The organism is Ralstonia sp. PBBBR1, from assembly GCF_002256165.1.
Classification (GTDB): Bacteria; Pseudomonadota; Gammaproteobacteria; order Burkholderiales; family Burkholderiaceae; genus Ralstonia; species Ralstonia thomasii.
Window position 1 is genome coordinate 20,863 of sequence record NZ_NKIL01000011.1, and the last position, 25,636, is coordinate 46,498.

Consider the following 25,636-nt stretch of genomic DNA (forward strand, 5'->3'; position numbering starts at 1 on the left):
TCTCCTAAGGACTGCATTGACTGCATTGACCGCATGAACAGCACGACAAAACGATGGGATCAGGACGGCAGTGCAGCCGTCAGGCCGCGGCAATCTCCATCAGCAACCCACCAGGCGCAACCTGGGCCCCGACCTGGGTGAACAGCCCCTTCACCTCGCCAGCGAGCGGCGCGGCAATGCTGTGCTCCATCTTCATCGCCTCGACCACCAGCAGCACCTGACCGGCGCTGACGGCCTCGCCTTCGGCCACGTGTACGGCAACCACGCGACCGTTCATCGGTGCACTGATGCGGCCGCTGCCGGTTTGCGCGCCGCTGCGCTCGGCCTTGGCGTAGGTGGTGTCGATGGCGGTGTGTTCGATGCCATTCAGCACGAAGTGGCAAGCGCTGGCCGTGACGGCGTAATCCACCGCGCGGAATGTGTCGCCCAGCGCGAGCGTGATGCGCCCTTCGCGCCCAGACACAAGCGCCACCTGCGTGGCACCGCCGTCCCAGGTCAGTTCCCATTGCTGCGCACCGAGCGCACGCACGCGCATCTCAATGGCTTCACCGTCGAGCGTGAAGCGGCACAGCGTGGGATACGTGCGGCTGCTGGCCCAGCCATGCAGCTCTGCGGGATAGCGGCGTGCGGCGTCCTGGCGCAGGTACGTGAGCAGCAGGGCAGCCGCCTGGCAAACCGCTGCATCGGGTACGGCCGCCTGACGCATCGCCGCCGGGAAATGCCGATCGATGAACGCGGTCGACACATCGCCGGAAAGGAACGCCGGATGCGCCACGCAATCGCGCAAAAACGCCCGGTTGGTCGGCAAGCCAAGCAGCAGGCAATCGTCCAGGGCGTGCGCGAGACGCCGGCATGCATCGGCGCGGTCGGTGCCGTGCGCGACGATCTTGGCGAGCATCGAATCGTAGTACGGCGAGACAACCAGCCCGTCGGACAACGCATGGTCCGTGCGCACGTCTCCGGGTGCACGCCAGCGCGCGACGGTGCCGCTTTGCGGCAGGAAATTCTGCTGCGGGTCTTCTGCGCACAGACGCACTTCGATGGCGTGGCCGCCTTGTGCACGGCGGGCGTCGATGACGTCTTGCGCAAGCGGCAACGGCTCGCCCAGCGCCACGCGCAACTGCCACTCGACCAGATCGACGCCCACGATCGCTTCGGTCACCGCATGCTCGACCTGCAGGCGCGTGTTCATCTCCATGAAGTAGAACGCGCCGTCCGGGGCGAGCAGGAATTCCAGCGTGCCCGCACCCACGTAGCCGATCGCGCGCGCCGCCGCCACCGACACCGCGCCCATGCGCGCGCGCAACTCGGGCGACACGGCCGGCGACGGCGACTCCTCAATTACCTTCTGATGCCGGCGCTGCACCGAGCAATCGCGCTCCCCGAGGTGGACCACATTGCCGTGCGCATCGGCAAATACCTGAATCTCGATGTGGCGCGGCTCGACGATGGCTTTCTCGAGGATCAACTCGCCCGAGCCAAACGCGTTCTCCGCTTCGGAGCGGGCAGACTGCAGCGCCGCCGCAAACGCCTCGGGCCGGTCTACACGCCGCATGCCGCGCCCACCGCCGCCGGCGGCCGCCTTAATCATCACCGGGTAGCCGATGCGCGCCGCTTCGTCCGCCATGCGTGTGGCGGATTGGTCCTCGCCCTGATAACCGGGCACGCACGGCACGCCGGCCGCTTCCATGAGGCGCTTGGCGCCAGCCTTGTTGCCCATCGCTCGGATGGCCCCCGCAGGCGGCCCGATGAAGACGAGGCCGGCATCCGCGCATGCGCCGGCAAAGGCATCGCTCTCTGCAAGGAAGCCGTAACCCGGATGGACCGCCTGCGCACCCGACTTGCGCGCGGCCTCCAGCAACGCCGCAACGTTCAGGTACGACGCCTGCGGTTGCGACGCGCCGATCGGCAACGCCAGATCGGCCGCGCGGCAATGCGGCGCATCGCGGTCAGCGTCGGAATACACGGCAACGGTGCGCATGCCAAGGCGACGCGCCGTGCGCCTGATGCGCAAAGCGATCTCGCCCCGGTTGGCGATGAGGATCGAGCAGAAGGCGGCATGCGGGGCGGTCATCTTTCAGCCCTTCTTGCCCGGCAGCGTGTTCATGTACTTGCAGATGATGCCGAGCATCACCTCGTCCGCACCGCCGCCAATCGAGCCCAGGCGCCCGTCGCGGTAATAGCGCGAGACCGGGTTGTCCCACGTGAAGCCCATGCCGCCCCAGAACTGCAGGCAGGCATCAGGCACGATGCGCGCGAGGCGCCCGGCCTTGAGCTTGGCCATCGATGCCAGCTCCGTCACGTCCTGCCCTTGGATGTACAGATCGCACGCGCGATACGTGAGCGCACGCAGCGCTTCCACTTCCGTCTTCAGCTCGGCCAGCTTGAAGTGCACCCACTGGTTGTCGAGCAGGCTGGCGCCGAAGAGCTTGCGCTCGCGCGCGTACTCGGCGGTGGTCTCGATGCACATCGTCATCGTCGCCAGGCTGCTGGCCGCGGCCCACAGGCGCTCTTCCTGGAATTGCAGCATCTGGTACGTGAAGCCCTTGCCTTCCTCGCCGATGCGATAGCGCTGCGGCACGCGCACATCGTCAAAGTAGATGAGGCCCGTGTCCGACGAATTCATGCCGATCTTGCGGATCTTCTTGCCGACCGACACGCCCTTCGTGTTCATCGGCACGATGATGAGCGACTTGTTGCGGTGGGCCGGGTCGTCCGACGTGTTGGCCAGCAGGCACATCCAGTCGGCCTGCAGGCTGTTGGTGATCCACATCTTGCTGCCGTTGATGATGTAGTCGTCGCCGTCCTTGCGCGCGGAGGTCTTGATGCTCGCCACGTCGGAGCCGGCGCTCGGCTCCGATACGCCAACGCACGCGACCGCATCGCCGCTGATGGCGGGGGCGAGAAACTGTGCGCGCAGTTCGTCCGAACCGAAGCGTGCGAGCGCGGGCGTCGCCATGTCGGTCTGCACGCCAATCGCCATCGGCACGCCGCCGCAGTGGATATGCCCCAGCGTCTCGGCCATCGCCATCGCATACGAATAGTCGAGGCCCAGGCCGCCAAACTCGGTCGGCTTGGCGATACCGAGAAAACCCAGCTCGCCCATCTTCTTGAAGAGCTGCTTGGCAGGAAACATCTCGGCCGCTTCCCATTCATCCACATACGGGTTGATGTCGCTGTCGATGAAGCGTTTCAGGTTGCGCTGCAGTTCCTGGTGCTCGTGGGTGAAGTGCATGGTGTCTCGCTCCGTTGTCCTGGTGTGCTGGGCTGTTCGTGTATGGATTTCGGGATGGCGCTACGGGCGCGCAACGCCAAACTGGATCGGATGCAGCGTTCGCCTGCGCGCCTCGTCGCAGACGGACAGCACACAGGCGAGCACCTTGCGTGTGTCGCGCGGGTCGATCACGCCGTCGTCCAGCAGCCGCCCCGAAATGGTGAACGCGTCGGACTGCCGCTCGAACGTGTCGATCACCTTGGCGCGCATCGCTTCAATGGCTTCGTGGTCGACGGTCTGCGTCTTGCGTTGCATGCTCGCGGCCATGACCGTCGCCATCGTTCCGGCGGCCTGCTCGGCGCCCATCACCGCCGTCTTGGCATTGGGCCAGCTGAAGCAGAAATCCGGAAAGAAACCGCGCCCCGACATGCCGTAGTTGCCCGCGCCAAACGACGCGCCGCAATGCAAGGTGATGCGCGGCACGGTGGCGTTGGCCATGGCCTGGATCATCTTCGAGCCGTGCTTGATCATGCCGGCCTGTTCCGACGCCTTGCCGACGATGAAACCGGTGGTGTTTTGCAGATACAGCAGCGGCGTGTCGGACTGGCAGCACACCTGAATGAAATGCACCACCTTGGTCGCGCCCGCCGGGTCCAGCGGCCCGTTGTTTGTGATGACGCCGACGCGCATGCCACAGATGGCCGCGTGCCCGGTGACGGTGCCGGGGCCGTAGTCGCGCTTGAACTCCAGGAAGTCCGACCCGTCGGCAATGCGTGCAATCACCTCGCGCATGTCGAGCGGTTTGCGGTGATCGGTGAGCGCAATGCCAAGCAGTTCTTCCGCATCAAAGCGCGGCGGCGCGTATGGCCTGTCCGGTGCCGGCACATCGCGGTTCCAGTCGAGCGCGGCAACAACTTCGCGCGCGATGCGCAGCGCATCGGCATCGTCTTCGGCCAGGTATTCGGCCAGGCCCGAAGTGGTGGCGTGCATCTCCGCACCGCCCAGTTCCTCCTCGGTGGCGATCTCGCCCGTGGCGGCTTTCAGCAACGGCGGCCCGGCGAGGAACGCGCGCGCCCGGTCGCGCACCATCACCACGTAGTCCGACAGGCCCGGCATGTAGGCGCCGCCTGCCGTGCTGGACCCATGCACCACGCTGATCACCGGAATGCCCGCCGCCGACAGCCGCGCGAGCCAGTAAAAGCCGCTGCCGCCGTGGATGAAGGTCTCCACGCGATACGTCAGCAGGTTGGCGCCGGCCGATTCGACAAGGTGGATGAACGGCAGCTTCTGCTCCAGCGCAATGGCCTGGGCACGCTGGAACTTCTCGATGCCCATCGGCTGCACGGCCCCTGCGTCGATGCCCGCGTCGTCGACAATGATCATCGCGCGCACACCGCTCACCCAGCCGATGCCCGCGATGAAGCCGCCGCCAGGAATCGAGCGCGCCGGGTCTGCGTGGTCGAGGCAAAAGCCCGCCAGCGTGGATAGCTCAAGAAACGGCGCGCCGGCGTCGAGCAGGCGGCCCAGCCTGTCGCGCGGCAGCAGTTGCCCGCGCTGCTCGAAGCGGGCGCGCGAGGCTTCGGACTTGTCGCGTGTGCGATCTTCCAGCGTGCGCAACTGGCCGACGAGTTCCGTGAGCGCGGCATGGTTCTGCCGATATGCGTCGCTCTGCGGCACGATGCGCGATTCAAGCGCCGGCATGGCGGCCCTCCTCGCCTTGCAGCACCTTGGGCGTCACGGCCAGGTGGAAGCCGTTGAACGGCTCGGCGCCATGACGCGGAGCCGGCATAGGCGAACCGGGCCGCACGTTCGGGCGCCCACCGTCCATGCGCAACGTGGTGCCGGTAATGAACGCGGCCGCTTCCGACAACAGATATACGATCGCCGACGACACTTCCGCCTCGGTGGCAAAGCGCCCGAGTGGCACCGTCGACGGCATGCTCCGGATGGTCTCGGCCATCCAAGGCGGATACGCATCCATGCCCGACGACGCGACGTAGCCCGGCGCTACCGCGTTCACGCGCACGCCGTATTGCGCCCACTCGAATGCGGCCGTCTCCGTAAAGTTCACCATGCCCGCGCGCGCGGCGCCGGAGTGGCCCATGTTGGGCATGCCGCCCCACATGTCCGCCACGATATTGACGATGGCGCCGCCGCGCTGCTGCATCGCCTGGTTGAGGCACTCGCGCGCCATCAGGAAGCCGCCGGTCAGGTTCGTCTGCACGACGGCTTCCCAGCCCTTGGCGGAAATGTCCTTGAGCGGCGAGGGAAACTGCCCGCCCGCGTTGTTGACGAGCGCGTCGATGCGGCCGTGCTCGCCGTAGATTTGCGCGACAGTGGCTTGCACGGCAGCCTCGTCGCGGATGTTGCAGACGTAGGCGTGCGCGGTGCCGCCCGCTTCAACGATCTCCGTGCGCACGGCGGCGAGCTTCTCTGCGTTGCGCCCCACCAACGCGACCGCCGCACCCAGCGACGCCAACTCATGCGCGGTACACCGGCCGATGCCGCTGCCGCCACCCGTCACCACGGCCACCTGCCCCTGGAACAGCCCCGGTCGAAAGACTGAGCGATACATGGTTCTCTCCCTGAATGCGCGTTAGGTCCAGCCGAGTTGGCGCGCGGCAAGGTCGCTGAGAACTTCCTCCGCGCCGCCGCCGATCATGTAGACCTTCACTTCACGATAGATGCGCTCCGCCTTGGTGCCGCGCATGAAGCCCATGCCACCAAGCAGTTGCACGGCCGTGTCCGCGCAGAACTGAAGGCTCTGCGTTGCGAAATTCTTCAGCATGCACAGTTGCGCGACCGGAGAATCGCCGGCCTGCATGCGCCGCATCAGGTCTTCCAGCAACGCCCGGGTGGCTTCGATGCGCGTGGCCATCGCAACCAGCTTCTGACGCGCCACCTGGTGCTGCACGAGGCGCTTGCCGAAGGTCTCGCGCTGGGTGGCCCATTCCACGGCTTCGATCAGACACGTGCGCGCCAGGCCGTAGGCCTGCATCGCCAGCGCGAGGCGTTCGTGGTTGAAGTTGCGCATCACCAGCTCGAAACCGCGGTTTTCCGCGCCGAGCAGGTTGCCGACCGGCACGCGGCAGTTGTCGAAATGCAGTTGCGCCGTGTCAGAGCACCACCAGCCCATCTTCTTGAGCGGCGTGCGCGACAGCCCAGGCGTATCGCCCTCCACCAGCAGCACGGAGATGCCGCCCGCGCCCGCCTCACCGGTGCGCACGGCCACGGTGATGTAATCGGCGCGCATGCCGGAGGTGATGAAGATCTTGCTGCCGGAGACGACGTAGTGATCGCCGTCGCGCACCGCGCGTGTGGTGAGGCTGGCGACATCCGAGCCGCCCGAAGGCTCGGTGATGGCAAGCGCGCTGATCTTCTCGCCCGACAGAATCGCCGGCAACACGCGCGCCTTCAGCTCGGCCGATCCGCCCGCCACGATGGGCGGCGCACCGATCGTATGGCTGAACAGCGATGCGAGTAGACCGCCGCTGGCCGCTCGCGTCAGCTCTTCGATCATCGCCAGTTCAAGAAACAGGTCGCCCGGCGTGCCACCGTATTCCTCGGGGAAACCAATGCCGAGCAAGCCAAGGTCGGCCGCTTCGCGATACAGCGCACGCGGAAACGTCTCGGCCTCTTCCCACGCATCGATGTGCGGCAGCACGGCCTTGTCGACAAAGCGGCGCACCGTCTCGCGAAAGATATCGTGATCGGCATCGAAGCGGGCAGACGGGAGCAAACCTGAAAGCATGATCGCCTCGTCAATCAAGGGTGGTTGACCGGCACGCGCACCGGCATCGTCAGCAGCACCTGCGCCATGCCCTTGCCGAGCGGATCGTTGCGCAGCGATGCCATGCCGCCACCGCCCAACGCCTGTTCGCACACGAAGTTGAGCGCGTGGATGCCGGGCAAGTCGTACCGCGTCACGCGCCCTTTCACGACGTGCGCGAGGTACGCCGCGACGGCATCTTCCGTCAGTTGCGCGCGCAGCAGCGGCAGGTCTTCGGGCCGACGCGCGATGACGCCGATATTGGAAGTGTCGCCCTTGTCGCCGCTGCGGGCATAGGCGAGTTCGATGAGGGGCACCTCGCGCGTCGGGCCGGGGGGCAATGCAACGGAGGCCTGCGCCGCAGCGGATGGTTCAAGCGTGGCGCCACCCGTTGGCACGGCGATGTCGAAGCCCTCCTCGCCCAGCAACGTCACGCGCGCCCGGACGCGTGCCTTGTCGATCAGGAAAGCGTATTGCTTGATGGCGGGCACCACGCTTGGCCGCCCGCCGGCGCCGGTCGTGCCGGGCGCCCACGACGTGCCGGCCGGGGCGATCTCGCGCGCGAACAGTTCCAGCGCCTGCTTGTTCGGATGCGTCACCGCCAGCCACATCACCGATTCAAATCGCGGCACGTTCGGCTGATGCGGCCCGAACAGATACGCTGAACCGAGCGTTTCGATATGCATTGCACTGTAATCCGGCAGGCCGAGCTGGCGGAACAGGCCGCGCGTGCGCTCAAGAATCGCCTCGGCTGTGCGGCGCGCCTTGCGGTCGGCGTCGACGCCGACGATGGTAAGTTGGCTGGTCGCGCGATAGCCATCGGCATACGTTGCGCTCACCTTGTAATCGGGCGTGGGCGCACGACCGCGTGCGCCGCGCACTTCCACGCGATGCTCGCCGGCCAGCGTCATCGTCACGTGCGTGAAGTCGCAAACGACGTCGGGCAACACATAGCGCGCGGGGTCGCCGATTTCGTAGAGCAGTTGTTCGCCCACGGTCGCAGTCGTCACCAGCCCGCCCGTGCCCTCGGGCTTGGTGACGATGAAGCTGCCGTCGGCCCGGCATTCGGCGATCGGGTAGCCGCTGTGCGCCCAGTCGGGCACGGCTTCCCAATCGGTGTGCAGACCGCCCGCACCCTGGCAGCCGCACTCAAGGATGTGCCCGGCGAGGCTGCCGGCGGCGAGCCGATCATAGTCGTCGGCACGCCACTCGAACGTGTGCATCAAGGCGCCCAGGGTAACCGCGCTATCGACACAGCGGCCAGTGATGACCACCTGCGCGCCGGCATCGAGCGCCGCTTTGATCGGCAACGCACCGAGGTACGCGTTGGCACTCACCACCTTGTCGGGCAATGGCCGTGCGCTCTGTAGTTCGCGCACGCCTTCGCCGCGCAAGGCAGGCAGCAGCGCCATGACATCGTCGCCTTCCACCACGGCAATGCGCACGCTCACGCCCAACTCAGCGGCCAAGGCTTGCAGCGCCGCCGCACATCCGCGTGGGTTCACGCCCCCCGCGTTGGCGATGATGCGGATGTTCTGCGCCAGCGCATCCTTGAGCACCGCGCGCATCGCCACGCTCACAAAGTCGGTGGCGTAACCCAACTCGGCGTTCTTCATGCGCGCGCTGGCCAGCAACGACATGGTCAGCTCGGCCAGGTAATCGAAGACGAGGAAGTCGAGACGGCCGGAGGCCACCAGCTGCAGCGGCCCGGTCACGCTGTCGCCCCAGAAGCCGCTGGCCCCGCCGATGGAAACGGTGTCCTTGCGCATGTCAGCGGCCCGTCCAGTTCGGGGCGCGCTTTTCGCGAAAGGCGGCTTGGCCTTCCTGCGCGTCTTCGGTCAACGCAAACAGACCGATCTGGCTTTCGGTAAAGGCCATGGCCTGCTCGAAGCTGAGCGATTCCACGTGCTTGAGCGTGTACAGGCCGCGCCGGATGGCCGACGGCGATTTGTCGACCAGCCGCGCAAGCAATGCATCGACAGCCCCATCAAGCGCTTCGGGCTCGGTGACTTCGTTGACGAGGCCAGCGGCGAGCGCGCGGTCTGCGTTCATCGGTTCGCCCGTCAGGCACAACTCGTTCAGCACGCGGCGTGGCAACTGGTGCTGCAGCACGGCCAGCACCTGGGCGGGAAACACGCCGACCTTCACCTCCGGCAAGCCGAACGTGGCGCTGTGGCTTGCCACCGCCAGATCGCACATCGCCAGCAAACCCATGCCGCCCGCCATGCAAGCGCCATTCACGCGGGCGATGAGCGGCACGGTGCAGCGGCGCGCCTGGCGAAACAGATCCGCCAGGGCTTGGTACGGCTGGGAATAGTCGAAGCGGAAGGACTGTCCGGTCTGCAGATCGGCGCCGGCACAGAAGGCGCGCGTGCCGGCGCCGGTCAGCACCACGGCCCGCACGGCGGCGTCACGGCCGGCGTCGACCAGCGCGGCAGTCAGCGCTTCCAGCACGGCGGCGTTGATCGCGTTGCGGCGGTCTTCGCGCTGGATGGTCAGCCACAGCGCTTGGCCGCGCCGCTCGATGAGGAGTTCCGGGTCCGTGCTCACGCGATGCTCGCCTTGAAAGGGAATTCGGTTGGACAGCCTGCCCGGCAATACTAAATCATTTGATTGAAAAAATGGAAGCGTTCGCGTGCTGTGGGTCCTCAACGATTTTCTACAGCGAAGCCGGATCGTCATAACCCCATGATTTATATGACGATCCCACTGCGGCCGTAAGCAATTCGCCAGCCGACGCGTTGACTCGCTCACATTTGAACGATAACAATTCTCATTTACAAAAAACGTGTGGCAAAAACTTTCAGGGGAGTGTCACCACGTCATGTCCACAGCACAGATCGAACGCAAGCGCACCGAACATTCGGTGGTGGGTTACCTGACCGGCGCAATGAGCTTCGCCGTGGTTTCAGCGCCGGCGCTGGCCGACACGAAGAAAGACGCCGTGTCCGCCACCCTGCCCGAGCAAACCGTCACCGGCACCAACGGGTTCAAGGCGGATGCGGCCTCGGGCGGCAAATTCACCGCGCCGCTGCTCGATACGCCCAAGTCCGTCACGGTGATCCCCGCAGAGGTATTGCAGGGCACCGGCTCCGTCACACTCACCGAGGCGCTGCGCACGGTGCCGGGCATCGCATTTGGCGCCGGCGAAGGCGGCAACCCCGTCGGTGATCGCCCGTTCATCCGCGGCTACGACGCGCAGGCCAGTACCTTCCTCGACGGGTTGCGCGACATCGGTGCGCAATCGCGCGAAATGTTCAACGTGGAATCGGTGGAAGTCATCAAGGGCCCGTCGGGTGCGTATGAAGGCCGCGGCGCGGCAGGCGGGGCGGTCAACATCGTCACCAAGACGCCCAAGCTTGAGCACTTCACCGAGGGCACGCTGTCGGTCGGCAACGCGGCGTACAAGCGGGCCACGGCCGACGGCAACTACCAGATCGGCGAGCACGCCGCGTTCCGCCTGAACGCGATGGCGCACGACGCCGCCGTTGCCGGGCGTGACGTGACGAGCTTCAGCCGCTGGGGCATCGCGCCGTCCATCGCCGTTGGGCTCGGCACGCCCACGCGCGCCACGCTGTCGTACTACCACCTGCAATCGAACGACACGCCAGACACAGGCATTCCATACAACAACGGCACGTTCAACCGCCGCACCGACGGCCGCCCGCAACTGTTCGGCCCCGGCGACGGCGCGCCCGTGAATGTCGACCGCAATGTCTACTACGGCCTGTCGCGCGACTTCCGCCGCGACCGCGTCGACATGGGCACCTTCACGCTGGAGCACGATGTGTCGAGCGCGCTGAAGCTGCGCAACACCATGCGCATTGCCCGCACGAGCCAGGACACGATCTGGACGCAGCCCGACGACAGCCAGGGCAACATCTATTACGGCATGGTCTGGCGCCGCGCCAATTCACGCTATTCGGTGGCCAACACCGTCGCCAACCAGACAGAAGCGACCGGCAAGTTCAATACCGGCGGCCTCAAGCACAGCTATGCGGCCGGCCTGGAGTTCTCGCGCGAGCGCAGCAGCAACGACACCTACGCCGTGGCCACCGGCAGCAACCGCTGCCCCAACGGCATCGGCGCGGCGGGCGACTACAACTGCGCAGATCTCTTCAACCCAAACCCGAACGACCCCTGGGCCGGCAGCATCAGGCTCAACAACAATCCGGCGGAGACGACGGTGCGCACGCAGTCGGCCTACGTATTCGACACGGTCGAGCTGTCGCCACGGTGGCAAGTCAACGGCGGGCTGCGCTTTGATCGCTATTCGGCATCGGCCACCACGTCGGCGAATGCGCAGGGCGTGCGGTCGACTTTCTCGCGCGACGACAATCTGCTGAACTACCAGCTCGGCCTCGTTTTCAAGCCTGCGCAGAACGGCAGCATCTACTTGGCGTACGGCACGTCTTCCACGCCGTCGGGCTCGGTGGCGGGCCAGGGTGCCGATACCAGCGCGCTCACGCCTGACCGCTCCGGCAATCGCGGGGACGTGCTCGCTCCGGAAAAGAACCGCGCCTACGAACTCGGCACCAAGTGGAACGTGCTCGACAGCAAGCTGGCACTGACGGCTGCGATCTTCCGGATCGAGACGACCAACGCCCGCATCGTGCAGCAGGACGGCACCGCCGCCATGGCCGGCAACAAGCGCGTCGATGGCTTCGAGCTGGGTTGGTCAGGCGCGCTGACCAACCGCTGGCAGGTGTTCGGAGGCTACACGTATCTGAAGAGCGAACTGCGCAACAACGGCGGCGCAGGCGCAGCCTTTGGCGGCACCAACGGAACGGCCTTCCCCAACACGCCAAAGAACAGCTTCAGCCTGTGGACGACCTATCAGCCGATGCCGAAGCTCACGCTCGGCGGCGGCGCGTATTACGTCTCGAAGGTGTGGGGTAGCGCCAACCCCGCCAACCCGAAGTGGGTGCCGGCCTACTGGCGCTTTGACGCCATGGCCGCCTACCGCATCGACAAGCACACCACGTTGCAGTTGAATGTGCAGAACGTGTTCGACAAGGTGTACTTCAATCAGGCGTATGCATCGCATTACGCATCGCTGGCACCGGGCCGCACGGCCATCCTGACGCTGGGCATTCGCTACTGATGCCGGCCGACGCTGCAACCGCCGCAGCCGCCGGAGCCACCGCAGCCGATCCTGCGGTGGTCGATGCCATCCACGCCGTGCTCACCGGCCCCGCTGACCGCGCCGCGCGCTGGCTGGCGGCAGCCGCCCGGCGCGGGCACACGGAAGCGCAGGCCATCTTCGGCCAATGGCTGCTCGATGGCCGCGGTGTTGAACGCAACCCGGCCGAAGCGTTGTTCTGGTTCAAGACGGCCGCGCTGTCGGGCCACGCGATGGCCGCCAACATGCTGGGCCGCTGCTATGAGCACGGCTGGGGCGCGCCCGCCTGCGACAAGACCGCCGCGCACTGGTACGCCCGCGCCGCCGATGCCGGCCTCGACTGGGGCCAGTACAACTACGCAACACGCCTGCAACTCGGGCGCGGCATCCCGGCGGACCGCGCCCGCGCGTTTGCACTGTTCCAAGCGGCGGCCGCACAAGGCCACGCCAAGTCGATCAACGTGCTGGGGGGCTTCTATGAAGACGGCTGGGAAGTCGAGGCGGACACGGCGATGGCCCTGCGCTGCTACCTGCGCGCCGCAGCGGGCGGCGACTTCCGCGGCCAGTTCAACGCAGCACGCCTGCTCGCCCTCGCGAATCACGCAGACGATGCCCTCGGCTGGATGCAGGCGGTGCCGCGCACCGCCGCCCCGACCTTTCTTGCGAAAGCGCATGACTTTCTCGCCGGTCATCCCGATGTGCGTTTGCGCGCGTTGGCCGGCGTGCTGAAAACCCCATCGTTATGTTGCTGAAGATTTCCGCCGTGCTCACCAAGGAACAGGTCGCGCAGTGCCGCGCCACCATCGATGCTGCCGAGTGGGTGGACGGCAAGGTCACTGCCGGTGCGCAGTCGGGCCAGGTCAAACGCAACATGCAGCTGCCCGAGGGCTCGCCGGCTGCGCGCGAGGTCGGTACCTTGATTCAGGATGCGCTGTCCGCCAATACGCTGTTCTTTTCCGCTGCGTTGCCGCTCAAGGTGTATCCGCCGCTGTTCAACCGCTATGCGGGCGGCCAGACCTTCGGCAACCACATTGACAACGCCGTGCGCCATCTGCGCGGCACCGCTTTCCGCATCCGCAGCGACCTCTCCTGCACGCTGTTCCTGACGGAGCCCGAAGACTACGACGGCGGCGAACTCGTGATCGACGACACCTTCGGCGAACATCGCGTCAAGCTTGCGGCGGGCGACATGGTGCTCTACCCCAGCAGCAGCCTGCACCGCGTGACACCGGTTGTGCGCGGTGCGCGCGTGTGTTCGTTCTTCTGGCTGCAGAGCATGGTGCGCAGCGACGCGCATCGCACGCTGCTGTTCCAGATGGACGCGGAACTGCAGCGGCTGACGGGATTGCTGGGGCAGGACGATCCGTCCGTCATTGCGCTGACGGGGACGTATCACAACCTGCTGCGCGAATGGGCCGACGCCTAGGCGGCCGCCTCAGGCAAAGTACGCCCGCATTTCCTTGAGCAGCGCTTCCGGCGCCTCCTCCGGCACGTAATGCCCGCATGGCACCGTGCCGCCGCTCACGTCGTCCGCCACCGCTTTCCACAACTCCAACGGCTTGAAGCAGCGCTGGATCACGCCGTGCTCGCCCCAGAGCACACGAAGCGGCACGCTCACACGCTTGCCGGCGTCGCGGTCGGCGCGATCGTGTTCGAGGTCGATGGTGGCGGCGGCGCGGTAGTCCTCGCACATGGCGTGCACGCAGGCGGGTTCGCGCATGGCGGCGGCGTAGGTCGCCATGGCCTCCGGGGCGAACGGTTCGAGGCCCGCATGGCGCAGGCCCATCAGCTTGCCGATGTAGAAATCGGGCGTGGCGTTGATGAGCGTCTCGGGAAACGGCGACGGCTGGATCAGGAAGAACCAATGCCAGTAGGCGGACGCAAACGCCATGTCGGTGTGCTCGTACATTGCCAGCGTGGGGGCGATGTCGAGCAGCATGGCGCGCTCCACGTGTAGGGGATGATCGACACACAGGCGATGCGCCACACGCGCGCCCCGATCATGCGCGCACAGCCGGAAGCGGCCAAAGCCGAGCGCGCGCATCACCTCCACCTGGTCCTGCGCCATGGTGCGCTTGCTGTATTCAGCGTGCCGGGCGCTGCCAGCCGGCTTGGACGAGGCGCCATAGCCGCGCAGATCGGTCGCGACGACCGTGTAATCGTGCGCCAATTCGCGTGCCACCTTATGCCAGATCACATGGCTTTGCGGATGGCCATGCAGCAACAGCAGCGGCGGCCCGCTGCCGCCGATCACCCCCGCGATCTCCACCCCGTTGGCCATCTGGCGGAACGGACGAAAGCCGGGAAACAGCGCGGCATCTGCGGCAGCGGTGGCGGCATCGATGGAAAGCGGCGTGGTCATGCGGGTCTCCGGTGATCGGTCGTGATTGAAGTGATGCGTGGCGAATGCTCCGCATGCTAGCGCAGAGCGGGCACGTGCGTTGCGGAACCGTCCGCTGCCGTTCCCTTCTTTTGGTTTCCCCTGACACGGAGTTCGCCATGACCCCATTGCATGACATGCGCATCGCCATTCTCGTCGACGACCTGTTCGAGCAGGCCGAGCTGGCCAGCCCTAAGCAAGCGCTGGAAGGCGCCGGTGCCACGGTCAGCATCATTGCGCCGAAAGGCCCCAGCGTGACGGGCCTGCACCACGCCACCAAGGGCGACACCTTCAAAGTGAACCTGACGCTGGATCAGGCCAAGGCTGACGACTTCGATGGCCTGGTGCTGCCCGGCGGGGTCTTCAACGCCGACGCACTGCGCGTCGTGCCGGCCGCACAGGCATTCGTGAAAGCGTTCGAGCGCGCGCAAAAGCCCATCGCCGTGATTTGCCACGGGCCGTGGCTGATGGTGTCTGCCGGCCTGGTGCGTGGCCGCACGCTGACGAGCTGGCCGACGCTGCAGGACGACATCCGCAATGCCGGCGGCATGTGGGTGGACCGTGAAGTGGTGACCGACCGCAACTGGGTCAGCAGCCGCAAACCCGATGACCTGCCCGCCTTCAACCGCGCCTTCATCGAACTGCTGGCCCAGCACGCTCGCGTCTGAGCCTGGCGGGTAGACAGCCCACGGCGGGGTGCGGGATCGTTCCTATAATCGATCAACATGCTCTGCCCCTGTTGTGCCGGTTTGCCAAACCAGGAGACGCCATGCCCGCCGCCAAGCACCTGCCGCCCGTGCTGCAGCACCTGACGCTGCCCGTGATCGGTTCGCCGATGTTCATCGTCAGCTACCCGGAGCTGGTGCTGGCGCAATGCAAGGCCGGCATCGTCGGGGCGTTTCCGGCGCTCAACGCGCGCCCAGCCGAGGTGCTGGACGCGTGGCTCACGCAGATGAACGAGGACCTCGCTGCATACCGCGCCGCGCATCCGGACGCTGTGGTGGGACCGATCGCCGTCAATCAAATCGTGCACCACTCAAACGCGCGGCTGGAGCAGGACGTGGCCACGTGCGTCAAGCACAAGGTGCCGATCTTCATCACGTCGCTGCGTGCGCCGGTCAAGGAGATCCTCGATGCCGTGCACAGCTACGGCGGCATCGTGCTGCACGACGTGATCAATCTGCGCCATGCGGAAAAGGCGCTGGAAGCCGGCGTCGACGGGCTGATCCTGGTGGCTGCGGGTGCCGGTGGGCATGCCGGTACGCTCTCGCCCTTTGCGCTGGTGGGCGAAGTGCGGCGCATCTTCGACGGGCCGATCGCGCTGTCGGGCGCCATTGCCACGGGCGACGCCATCCTGGCCGCGCAGGCCATGGGCGCCGACTTCGCCTACATTGGCACACGCTTCATCGCCAGCCAGGAGGCCCACGCCGCCGAAAGCTACAAGCAAGCCATCCTGCGCGCGGCCGCGTCGGACATCGTCTACACCAACCTCTTCACTGGTGTGCACGGCAACTACATCCGCGAAAGCATCGAATTGGCCGGCCTGGACCCGGCCGCCCTGCCCGAGGCGGATAAATCGAAAATGAACTTTGGCGACGGCAGCTCGCGCGCCAAGGCGTGGAAAGACATCTGGGGTGCCGGCCAGGGCGTGGGTCAGATTGCCGATCTGCCGCCCGCCGCCGAAATCGTGGCGCGCATGAAGGCCGAGTACGACGCGGCAAAGTTGCGTCTTGCGCTGCACCTGCGCCTCTAGAAGCGGCCTGCACCGAGCCACGCGTGCGTGCCCCGCTGCACTTCAATTGACTTGCGCTGGCGGCGCTTCTACATTCCAAAGATTCAAGACACGACATGCGTGGAGCCACGGATCGGCCACCGCGCAACCGTATGCGCAAGCATCCTTGGGGGGATGTCCGACAGGCGTCTGCTTTCCTGTTGCGCGCACCGACGACAAAGGAGAACAAGATGACGCACTGCCCTGCGCCGTTGCGCCTGCTTACCAAGCGGGCGGCCGTGGCGCTGAGCGTGGTGGCCTCGGCGCTTACCCTGGGCCTGGCCGGCTGCTCCACCCAGAACGCCACGACCACGGCCCCCATCGAACAACGTCTTCCGAAGCCGAACGAAGCGCTCGTGCGCTCGGCCTATGTCTACGCGTTTCCGTTGATGATGACCGACGCGCTGCTGCAAACCACGTCTGCGCTGGCGCCCGCCGGCACGTTCATGCATCAGCGCACGCTGGAAGACGAAGCCCTGCCCACCGGTGTGCGCGCCCGCGTGGACGTGCTCGCCAGCAGCGCCTTCGTCGATTTGCGTAACGGCCCGGTCGTCCTGAGCCTGCCCGACGCCGGGCGCCGACACCTCTGGGTGGCGCTGCACGACGGGTGGAACGACGTGTTCGAATCGCTCGGCAACCGCACCACCGGGGCGCGTGCCGCGCACTACGCCATCACGCCGCCGGGTTGGGAGGGCACGCTGCCCACGGGCGTCAAACAGATTGCCGCGCCGACCAGCCTCGTCTGGGTGGTGGCACGGACGCAGGTGGCTGGCCCGCGCGACCTGACCGCCGCACGCCGCGTACAGGACCGCTACCGCATCACCCCGCTGGACGCCTTCGGCAAAACTTCCCTGCGCGACGCCGAAGCCGAAACCAAGGTGAACACGGACAAGGCCACAGACCTCGACGTCAGCATGGATGCCGCGCGCCGCCGCGTCACCGCACTGGATGCGAACAGTTACTTCACGCGCTTTGCCGAACTGCTGAAAGACAATCCACCGCACGCGGCCGACTCGACAATGCTGCAATCGCTGCGTGATCTGGGCATCGTGCCCGGTGCGCCGTTCGACGCCAAGGCCGTGACCGCCGCCAATCTGAAGGTGATGGATGGCGGCGTGGCGGCCGCGCGGGAAACCCTCTCGCTGGCCGTGAAGCAGCCGCCCATCACGCAAAACGGCTGGTTCATCCCGCGCATGGTCGGTGCCTATGGGCTGGACTATGCGCAGCGCGCCATCGTCGCGTGGAACGGCGGCGGCACCGACCTGCCGCAGGACATGCTCATTGCCACCGCCAAGACCGACACCAACGGCATTGCGCTGGACAGCACGCACCGCTACGTATTGCACTTCGAGCGCAACCAGCTCCCGCCCGAGAACGCCGGCTGGGCCATCGCCGCTTTATCTCTTGGCGGGCAACCGCGCAGCACAGCGGAGCGCCCGGGCCTGCACAACATGCTGAGCGAGGCCGACCACCCGCGCCTGAACCGCGACGGCTCGCTCGACATCCTGATCCAGCGTGCGCCGCCCAAAGGCATGCGCAACAACTGGCTGCCGCCGCCCACCGGCCCGTTCCTCCTGCGCCTGCAACTGACGTGGCCGAAGGAAGCGGCGCTCGACGCTTCGTGGCTGCCGCCCGCCGTACAGCGCCGCGACGCCGCGACCCCATAGTCCGTCGCCCCCAATTGCGCGATCAAGCCTCGGCCACGCGCACCACGCGCTTGCCGAAGGTTCGTCCTTCGAGCAGGCCGCGGAATGCGACCGGGGCGTTCTCCAGCCTCGTCAACGCGATGGTCTCTGCCATCTGGGCAAGGCAAGACCCAGGCGCCTCAATGCAGGCGATTGCCTGACCATGCGGCTGGACTGCCCGATCGTCTATCACAACCCCACGCGGCGGCCGGCCCGTTACCTCGTCGCATTGACCACCGTATCCGCCGCCCACTGGAGGCCCTGATGATCGATACCCTGACCATCCGCCGCGTGGGCGCCAACGAAGCAAGCGCGTGCATCGATGCATTGGCCGATGTGCTCATCGATTGCGTGGAGGGTGGCGCGTCCGTCAGCTTCATGGCGCCGTTGTCGCAAGACAAGGCGCGGGCATTCTGGCGGAATGTGGCCGAAGGCGTGGCAAGGGGCGAGCGTGCCCTGCTGATTGCCGAAGACGAGGCGGGCGCCATCCACGGGACCGTGCAACTGGTGCTCGCGCAGCCGGAAAACCAGCCGCACCGCGCCGACGTCGCCAAGATGCTGGTGCACCGCCGCGCGCGCCGTCAGGGTGTGGCGCAGCGGTTGATGGCCGCCATCGAAGACGAGGCGCGCGCCGAGGGCAAGGCGGTGCTCGTGCTCGACACCGTGACGGGCGGTGATGCCGAGCGGCTGTACGCACGCGCCGGCTGGCAGCGCGTGGGCGTGGTGCCCAACTACGCGCTGATGCCCGACGGCGCATTCTGCGGGACGACGTTCTTCTGCAAGCAGCTCTGCGCGCCAGACAGCGCCGCCTGATCGATCAAGTCGATCGATCAAATCGTCAACGTGCCGCGGCCGATTTCGATCACGCGGCCACCGACGTGGATCGTGCCGTCAGCATCCACGCGCAGCGTGAGGTGGCAGGGGCGCCCGACTGCTGCGCCCTGCTCGATGCGGTAGGTTGCCGGCAACGCATGGCCCGTCGCGCGCAGCCAGCCGCCGAGGTTGGCACACGCCGAGCCGGTACCCGGGTCCTCCCACAGGCCGGTGCCGTATTCGAAGAAGAAGCGTGATACCACCGGATCGTTGCTGCCGGGCGCAGGCATGGTGAACACGTAGGCGTTGCGCCCGTCGTTGCGGCTGCGCGGCCACGCATCGAAGGCCGAGGGGTCGGGCCGGGCACGCTCCACATCGGCGCGTGTCTTGACCGGCACCATCAGTTGCTCGATGCCTGCGTCGACCCACAGCGGCGGGCCCGCCAGCGCATCGGCATCCAACCCCAGCATCTTTGCAACGGCCGGATCGGCTTCGCGCGTGTTCAACGCGCCGGAGCGCGGCGGCACCAGCGACCACCCCTCGTCCTGCGCCGTCAGCGACACGATGCCCGACTGGCAACGCAGCGTCAGTTCATTGCCGGGGCCATACAGCTCGCGCACTACCTGCGCGGTCCCCAGCGACGGGTGGCCGGCAAACGGCATCTCGTAATCGGGCGTGAAAATGCGGAAACGCGCCGTGGCGCCGTCGGCCTCATCGGGAAAGATGAAGGTGATTTCGGAGAGGTTGAACTGGCGTCCGATGGCCTGCATGGTGGCGTCGTCCAGACCGCGCCCGTCTTCAAACACGGCGAGCTGGTTGCCGCCAAAAGTGGATTCGGCAAAGACGTTGAGCAGGCGGAAGGCGTAGCGCGACATGGTGGCGTCCGAAGTGTTGGGGAAGAAAAAAAACGGTGTGGCGATGCGTCATCATCAACGCACCGCCACACCGTCTCCATGCACACTTGCAGACAGTTTGCGCGAATCCAGCCTGACAGTTGGCGGACAGCGCGAACGCCGTGAAGCGTCGCGGCTTACTTGCGATAGTCGTACACGCCGCGGCCGGTCTTGCGGCCGAGATAGCCGGCGGCCACCATTTCGCGCATCAGCATGGCGGGGCGGTATTTCGGGTCGCCGAATTCGGTGTACAGCACTTCCATCACGGCCAGCATGGTGTCCAGGCCGATCATGTCGGCCAGCGCCAGCGGCCCGATCGGGTGATTGCAGCCGAGCTTCATGCCCTCGTCGATTTCCTCGGGCGAGGCCAAGCCTTCACCCAGCACGCAGAACGCCTCGTTGATCATCGGGCACAGGATGCGGTTGACGATAAAGCCCGGGCTGTTCTTGACCGTGATCGGCGTCTTGCCGAGCTGCTTGGCCAGCGCTTCGACAGCCGCATGCGTGGCATCGCTCGTCTGCAGGCCACGGATGACTTCCACCAGCGCCATCATCGGCACCGGGTTGAAGAAGTGCATGCCGATGAAGCGGCTCGCGTCTTGCAGCACGGCGGCCAGCTTGGTGATCGAGATGGACGACGTGTTCGACGCCACGATGGCGTGCGGCGCAGCAGCAGCTTCGAGCTGCTTGAGGATCTTCACCTTCAGGTCGAAGTTCTCGGTGGCGGCCTCGATGACGAGGTCGGCGCGCTTGAGGTCGTCGTACGAAGTTGAGCCCTGAATGCGGGCGAGCGCTGCGGCCTTGTCGGCTTCGGTCAGTTTTTCCTTCTTGATGAGGCGGTCCAGGCTGCCGGCCACGGTAGCAATGCCCTTCTGCACGGCGGCATCGCTGATGTCCACCATCACCACATCCAGCCCGACCACGGCGCACGCTTGCGCAATGCCGTTGCCCATTGTTCCGGCACCGACGATGCCGACGACTTGAATTGCCATGAACTGCTCCTCGCTTGGTGTTGGAATGAAAGATGGGATGAAACAGATTGCAGAGGATAAACGACGCAGCGACGGGCAGAAAAGCCTGGCTGACGCTCGCGTCACATTCCACCGGATCGCCGTATGATGACCAGCGTCGCGCCACCCCGCCGGGCGGGTGTGGTTCATCCCTGTTTCGTACCCTGCCGGGCACGACTCACTTTTCTTTGTCTTGCCAAAGAAAGTGAGTCAGCCCCGGCAGGGGATGAAACAGGGGACGCACCACAAACAAAAAAATCCCCTACATATTCCGCCGATACTGCCCCCCCACCTCAAACAACGCATGCGTGATCTGCCCCAGCGAGCAAACCCGCACCGCGTCCATCAGCACCGCAAACACGTTCTGATCGTCAATCACCGCGCGCTGCAGGCGCTGCAGCATGGCCGGGGCTTCCCCGGCATGCCGAGCATGAAAATCCTGCAGCCGCGCGAGTTGGCTCTGCTTTTCTTCCTCGCTGGAACGCGCCAGTTCAATGTGCGGCGGCACCACGCTATCGGCGTCTGGGTTGCGGAACGTATTCACACCGATGATCGGCAGCGAGCCATCGTGCTTGCGCTGCTCATACAGCATCGACTCCTCCTGGATCTTGCCGCGCTGGTAGCCGGTTTCCATCGCCCCCAGCACACCGCCGCGTTCGGCAATGCGTTCGAACTCCTGCAGCACGGCTTCTTCCACGAGGTCCGTCAGCTCGTCGATGATGAAGCAGCCCTGGTTCGGGTTCTCGCACTTGGCCAGGCCCCACTCGCGATTGATGATGAGCTGGATGGCCAGGGCGCGCCGCACGGATTCGGCCGTCGGGGTGGTGATGGCCTCGTCGTAGGCATTCGTGTGCAGGCTGTTGCAGTTGTCGTAGATGGCGATCAGCGCCTGCAACGTCGTTCGGATATCGTTGAAGGCGATTTCCTGCGCGTGCAGGGATCGGCCCGAGGTCTGCACGTGGTACTTCAGCTTCTGACTGCGCTCATTCGCGCCGTATTTGTCTCGTAGCGTCACTGCCCAGATGCGGCGCGCGACACGGCCGAGCACGCTGTATTCCGGGTCCATCCCGTTGGAGAAGAAGAACGACAGGTTCGGCGCAAAGTCATCGATGTGCATGCCGCGCGCGAGGTACGCCTCCACATACGTGAAACCGTTGGCGAGCGTGAATGCGAGTTGCGAGATCGGGTTGGCGCCCGCCTCGGCAATGTGATAGCCCGAGATCGACACCGAGTAGAAGTTGCGCACCTGGTGGTGCACGAAATATTCCTGGATATCGCCCATCACCTTGAGCGAAAACTCGGTCGAAAAGATGCAGGTGTTCTGCCCCTGGTCTTCCTTGAGGATGTCGGCCTGCACCGTGCCGCGCACGTTCTGCAGCACCCACGCGCGGATCTTTGCCTCTTCGTCCTGCGTCGGTTCGCGCCCGTTGTCGGCGCGGAACCGAGCCAGGTTCTGGTCGATGGCGGTGTTCATGAACATCGCCAGGATCGTCGGCGCGGGCCCGTTGATCGTCATGGACACCGACGTGGCGGGGCTGGTCAGGTCAAAACCGTCGTACAGCACTTCCATGTCGTCGAGCGTGGCGATCGACACGCCCGAGTTGCCGACCTTGCCGTAGATGTCGGGGCGCAGCGCCGGGTCTTCACCGTAAAGCGTGACGGAGTCGAACGCGGTGGACAGACGCTTGGCCTCCATGCCTTCCGAGACGAGCTTGAAGCGCCGGTTGGTGCGGAAGGCATCGCCCTCGCCCGCGAACATGCGCGTCGGGTCTTCGTTCTCGCGCTTGAAGGCGAACACGCCGGCGGTGTACGGGAAGCTGCCCGGCACGTTTTCGCGCATCAGCCAGCGCAGCACTTCGCCGTCGTCTTCATACGGCGGCAGTACGACCTTGCGGATGGTGGTGCCGGAGAGCGTGGTGTGCGTGAGCTGCGTGCGGATTTCCTTGTCGCGGATCTTCACGACGTATTCGTCACCGGAATACGCACGGCGCAGGTCGGGCCACATGGCGAGCAGCTTGCGTTCGGCGGCGCCGAGCTGTGCGTCGCGCTCGGCCGCCTGCTTGTCGAGCGCGGACAGCGTCTGCACGGTGGCGCCGGCCTGCTCCAGCATGCGGTGGCTGGCACGCAACTGCTGGCGCTCGCGCGCGAGGCGGCTTTGCGCGTCGACGCGGCGATGGTAGCCGCGCACGGTATCGGCCAGCTCCGCCAGGTAGCGCACGCGCGCGGGCGGCACGACGGCGTCGTGGCTGGTGGAGCATTTGCCGGCCGGGCGCGGCAGCGTGCGTTCAGCCAGCGCCATGCCCCGCTCGTTCAGTCGATCGGCCAGCGTGTGATACAGCGCCGTCACGCCATCGTCGTTGAAGTGCGAAGCCTGCGTGCCGAACACCGGCATGTCTTCGGGGCGGGCGTGCCATTGCTCGCGGTTGCGCTGTACCTGCTTGGCGACGTCACGCCACGCGTCCTGCGCGCCCTTGCGATCGAACTTGTTGATCGCCACCAGATCGGCAAAGTCCAGCATGTCGATCTTCTCCAGCTGGCTGGCGGCGCCAAACTCGGGCGTCATCACATACAGCGACAGATCGACATGCGGCACGATGGCCGCATCGCCCTGCCCGATGCCGGAGGTCTCGACGATGATGAGATCGAACCCGGCGGCGCGGCATGCGGCAATCACGTCGGGCAGCGCGTCGGAGATTTCACGGCTGGCCTCGCGCGTGGCCAGCGAACGCACGAAGATGTTCGGATGGTTGATCGCGTTCATGCGAATGCGATCGCCCAACAGCGCGCCGCCCGACTTGCGCCGCGACGGATCGATCGAGATGACGGCGATGCGCAGCGTGTCCTGCTGGTCGAGCCGGAAGCGGCGGATCAACTCATCGGTCAGCGACGACTTGCCCGCGCCGCCCGTGCCCGTGATGCCGAGCACCGGCGTCGGCGTGGCTGCCGCGGCCGCATGTACGGCTTCACGCAATGGCGGATCGATGCGGCCCGACTCGAGTGCGGTGATCAATTGCGCCAGCGCACGGCGGTCGCCATTGGCTACCGGGTCAAGGGTAGCGGGCGCATGGATGGAGAGATCGATATCGCAGCGCTGCACCATGTCGGCAATCATGCCGGCCAGGCCCATGCGCTGGCCGTCTTCTGGGCTGTAGATGCGCGCGACGCCGTAGTCCTGCAGTTCGCGGATCTCCGCCGGCACGATCACCCCGCCACCGCCGCCGAACACCTGGATGTGCTCGCCGCCGCGTGCGCGCAGCGCGTCGATCATGTACTTGAAGTATTCGACGTGGCCGCCCTGGTAGCTGGACACGGCAATGCCCTGCACGTCTTCCTGCAACGCCGCGTTCACCACCTCGTCCACCGAGCGGTTGTGTCCGAGGTGGATCACCTCGCAGCCCATCGACTGCAGGATGCGCCGCATGATGTTGATCGACGCGTCATGCCCATCGAACAACGATGCAGCCGTCACGAAGCGCACCTTGTTGCGCACCGGCGCGGGTTCGCTTGCAGGCGTGGGATCGGCCGCGCGGGCAGCGGAAAGATCGGTCATGTCTCCACCTTCTATAAGTGGGGCGCCGGCGTTGAATATGTTGTACGGCGCACAAGGCGCGGCGTGCCGGTCGGAGGGTCGAACAGACAGTATTTTCGGGGTTGACGCACTCGTCAACCGGCCTTACGGGGCGCCGGCCTTCCCGTTCTTCCTTACCTGCGGCTTCATGGTGGCCGAAGCGCGATTCCTTCCAACTGGCGCGCCGCCGCCCGGCATGGTTTGCGCAAATGGTTAGGGGCCGGAACGGTCAGATCTCGGTGCAACACCCATCTTGCACACAATCGATACAAATCGTTAGAGTCGGATTTCGGTCGGAAACGGGTCCGACCACAGGGGGAACTTCCAATGCCAAGCCGCGCAACGATGCGCTGGTGTCTGACCGCCTTGCTGGCGTGGTCCGGTCACGCCCTGGCGTGGGACTACACGCCTGGCGCCATTCCGGGGCTGATCAGCGTGCTTGGCTTCCTGACCGTGCAGTCGCAGGCGCTCGACCGCGCCATCCAGCGCTTTCCCGGCCAGCGTGAGGAGCTGATCCGCGCCCGTACCCAATTCGACAACACCTTCCCGCAGGCGCTGGCCCGCACCCGCCGCCTGATCGCCGGCATTCCGCTATCCGACGACGAGCGCCAACTGCTGATCGAGCGCGCGCTGGACCTCCACCAGCCCAGCGTGGGCGTTGCCACCCAGACGGCCGAGACGGCCCACTCGCTGGCCGAACGCGTGGTTGCGCGTGCGCAGGGCAGCCAGGACCGCGCCACGCTGCAGACCCTGCTGGCGGTGGTCTACGACGACCGCCCCGCCGATGAGCTGGGCAGCCGCTTTACCCAGGCCGTGACCCTGTCTGACTGGCCGAATGCGCGCGGCGCGAGCCTCGCCCTGCGGCTGCCGTTCTCGTGGGAACGCGTGCCGCCCACGGCGCCGCGCAAGCCCGACCCGGCACGGGTGGCGATCGGCGCGTGGGCCAATCAGGGCGGCTCTGGGCTGTCGCGCATTGAGCTCATCGTGCGCCCCACCGAAGGCGACCCCGAAACCGTGCCCGACAGCCGCGAGCCGCGCTGGATGCGCGATGCCGTGAAGCAAGCCGTGGCGGCCCCCTGCCGACTGCTCGGCTGGGGTACGCAATCGTTCGGCGGGCGCATCGGCGTGTGGGCCAGCTACATCGGCGAATCGCCCGGGCCGAATATCCCGCGCGCCCCCGGCAACACGCTGGTCGGCCGCGTCTTCATGGTGCCGACCGACGGCGCGCTGCTGATGCTGCACATGCAGTCTCTCGCCACATCGCCCGAGCAGGCCAGCGCCGTGCGCTTGCGGTACGAACCATTGTGGGACGCCGTGGCCGCGTCGTTCAGCGTGTCCGGCGCCAAGCCGTAGCGCCTGTCAGAACGGCGCAACGCACCATCAAAGCGCACGTGCAGCGCCAGATGCACCA

Annotated in this window: 19 protein-coding genes and 1 pseudogene; 9 read left to right on the forward strand and 11 right to left on the reverse strand. The window is 66.2% G+C overall.

What is annotated here, in order from left to right:
- Positions 1-79: 79 nt before the first annotated feature.
- From CFE42_RS19100 to CFE42_RS19130, 7 genes are read right to left on the reverse strand one after another with little or no spacing between them, the layout of a single operon-like run.
- Positions 80-2,074 (reverse strand): biotin carboxylase N-terminal domain-containing protein, encoded by a 1,995-nt coding sequence (locus CFE42_RS19100; protein WP_004633662.1) that lies wholly within the window; start codon positions 2,072-2,074, stop codon positions 80-82.
- A 3-nt stretch (positions 2,075-2,077) separates the two neighbouring features.
- Positions 2,078-3,235, reverse strand: coding sequence for an acyl-CoA dehydrogenase family protein (locus CFE42_RS19105; protein WP_004633661.1), 1,158 nt, complete (start codon positions 3,233-3,235; stop codon positions 2,078-2,080).
- A gap of 60 nt (positions 3,236-3,295) precedes the next feature.
- Positions 3,296-4,915 (reverse strand): carboxyl transferase domain-containing protein, encoded by a 1,620-nt coding sequence (locus CFE42_RS19110; RefSeq protein WP_004633660.1) that lies wholly within the window; start codon positions 4,913-4,915, stop codon positions 3,296-3,298.
- Entirely contained in the window at positions 4,902-5,789 is an 888-nt protein-coding gene (locus CFE42_RS19115) for an SDR family oxidoreductase (RefSeq protein ID WP_004633659.1), read from the reverse strand. Before CFE42_RS19115 ends, CFE42_RS19110 begins: the two co-directional genes overlap by 14 nt.
- Before the next feature lie 21 nt (positions 5,790-5,810).
- Positions 5,811-6,965 (reverse strand): acyl-CoA dehydrogenase family protein, encoded by a 1,155-nt coding sequence (locus CFE42_RS19120; RefSeq protein ID WP_004633658.1) that lies wholly within the window; start codon positions 6,963-6,965, stop codon positions 5,811-5,813.
- A gap of 14 nt (positions 6,966-6,979) precedes the next feature.
- Positions 6,980-8,752 (reverse strand): acyclic terpene utilization AtuA family protein, encoded by a 1,773-nt coding sequence (locus CFE42_RS19125; protein WP_004633657.1) that lies wholly within the window; start codon positions 8,750-8,752, stop codon positions 6,980-6,982.
- A gap of 1 nt (position 8,753) precedes the next feature.
- Positions 8,754-9,533, reverse strand: a complete 780-nt coding sequence (locus CFE42_RS19130; RefSeq protein WP_004633656.1) for an enoyl-CoA hydratase/isomerase family protein — start codon at positions 9,531-9,533, stop codon at positions 8,754-8,756.
- Positions 9,534-9,807: 274 nt separating this feature from the next.
- Between CFE42_RS19130 and CFE42_RS19135 the strand changes: the two genes are divergently transcribed.
- From CFE42_RS19135 to CFE42_RS19145, 3 genes are read left to right on the forward strand one after another with little or no spacing between them, the layout of a single operon-like run.
- Positions 9,808-12,087: a TonB-dependent siderophore receptor gene (locus CFE42_RS19135; protein WP_004633655.1), complete on the forward strand. Its 2,280-nt coding sequence runs from the start codon at positions 9,808-9,810 to the stop codon at positions 12,085-12,087.
- Positions 12,087-12,857, forward strand: a complete 771-nt coding sequence (locus CFE42_RS19140; RefSeq protein ID WP_004633643.1) for a tetratricopeptide repeat protein — start codon at positions 12,087-12,089, stop codon at positions 12,855-12,857. Before CFE42_RS19135 ends, CFE42_RS19140 begins: the two co-directional genes overlap by 1 nt.
- Positions 12,848-13,531 carry a Fe2+-dependent dioxygenase gene (locus CFE42_RS19145; RefSeq protein WP_004633641.1) on the forward strand — a complete coding sequence of 228 codons (684 nt, stop codon included), beginning with the start codon at positions 12,848-12,850 and terminating at the stop codon, positions 13,529-13,531. Before CFE42_RS19140 ends, CFE42_RS19145 begins: the two co-directional genes overlap by 10 nt.
- Before the next feature lie 9 nt (positions 13,532-13,540).
- Here CFE42_RS19145 and CFE42_RS19150 read toward each other — a convergent pair whose 3' ends face one another.
- Positions 13,541-14,467: an alpha/beta hydrolase gene (locus CFE42_RS19150; protein ID WP_004633638.1), complete on the reverse strand. Its 927-nt coding sequence runs from the start codon at positions 14,465-14,467 to the stop codon at positions 13,541-13,543.
- 137 nt (positions 14,468-14,604) lie between these two features.
- On the opposite strand from CFE42_RS19150, the gene CFE42_RS19155 reads away from it, so the two are divergent.
- The 5 genes and pseudogenes from CFE42_RS19155 to CFE42_RS19175 all read left to right on the forward strand — a co-directional run bounded on the left by CFE42_RS19155 (position 14,605) and on the right by CFE42_RS19175 (position 18,754).
- On the forward strand, positions 14,605-15,153 hold the full coding sequence (locus CFE42_RS19155) for a type 1 glutamine amidotransferase domain-containing protein (protein WP_004633636.1): 549 nt from the start codon (positions 14,605-14,607) through the stop codon (positions 15,151-15,153).
- 101 nt (positions 15,154-15,254) lie between these two features.
- The gene (locus tag CFE42_RS19160; protein WP_004633634.1) at positions 15,255-16,238 is read left to right on the forward strand and encodes a nitronate monooxygenase family protein; all 984 of its coding nucleotides are present in this window, start codon (positions 15,255-15,257) and stop codon (positions 16,236-16,238) included.
- A 209-nt stretch (positions 16,239-16,447) separates the two neighbouring features.
- A complete protein-coding gene (locus CFE42_RS19165; protein WP_004633632.1) occupies positions 16,448-17,923 on the forward strand; it encodes a DUF1254 domain-containing protein in 1,476 nt (491 codons plus the stop codon).
- 154 nt (positions 17,924-18,077) lie between these two features.
- Positions 18,078-18,206, forward strand: a pseudogene (locus CFE42_RS19170) (DNA-binding protein); the annotation flags it as partial.
- Entirely contained in the window at positions 18,206-18,754 is a 549-nt protein-coding gene (locus CFE42_RS19175) for a GNAT family N-acetyltransferase (protein ID WP_004633630.1), read from the forward strand. The pseudogene CFE42_RS19170 and the gene CFE42_RS19175, both read left to right, overlap by 1 nt.
- 17 nt (positions 18,755-18,771) lie before the next feature.
- Here the strand turns inward: CFE42_RS19175 and CFE42_RS19180 are convergent, their stop codons facing one another.
- The 3 genes from CFE42_RS19180 to icmF all read right to left on the reverse strand — a co-directional run bounded on the left by CFE42_RS19180 (position 18,772) and on the right by icmF (position 24,207).
- Positions 18,772-19,629 carry a PhzF family phenazine biosynthesis protein gene (locus CFE42_RS19180; protein WP_004633627.1) on the reverse strand — a complete coding sequence of 286 codons (858 nt, stop codon included), beginning with the start codon at positions 19,627-19,629 and terminating at the stop codon, positions 18,772-18,774.
- Positions 19,630-19,784: 155 nt separating this feature from the next.
- On the reverse strand, positions 19,785-20,639 hold the full coding sequence (locus CFE42_RS19185) for a 3-hydroxybutyryl-CoA dehydrogenase (RefSeq protein ID WP_004633625.1): 855 nt from the start codon (positions 20,637-20,639) through the stop codon (positions 19,785-19,787).
- 280 nt (positions 20,640-20,919) lie between these two features.
- Positions 20,920-24,207: a fused isobutyryl-CoA mutase/GTPase IcmF gene (gene icmF, locus CFE42_RS19190; protein WP_004633623.1), complete on the reverse strand. Its 3,288-nt coding sequence runs from the start codon at positions 24,205-24,207 to the stop codon at positions 20,920-20,922.
- Positions 24,208-24,552: 345 nt separating this feature from the next.
- On the opposite strand from icmF, the gene CFE42_RS19195 reads away from it, so the two are divergent.
- Positions 24,553-25,578, forward strand: a complete 1,026-nt coding sequence (locus tag CFE42_RS19195) for a hypothetical protein (RefSeq protein ID WP_004633621.1) — start codon at positions 24,553-24,555, stop codon at positions 25,576-25,578.
- Positions 25,579-25,636: the final 58 nt, after the last annotated feature.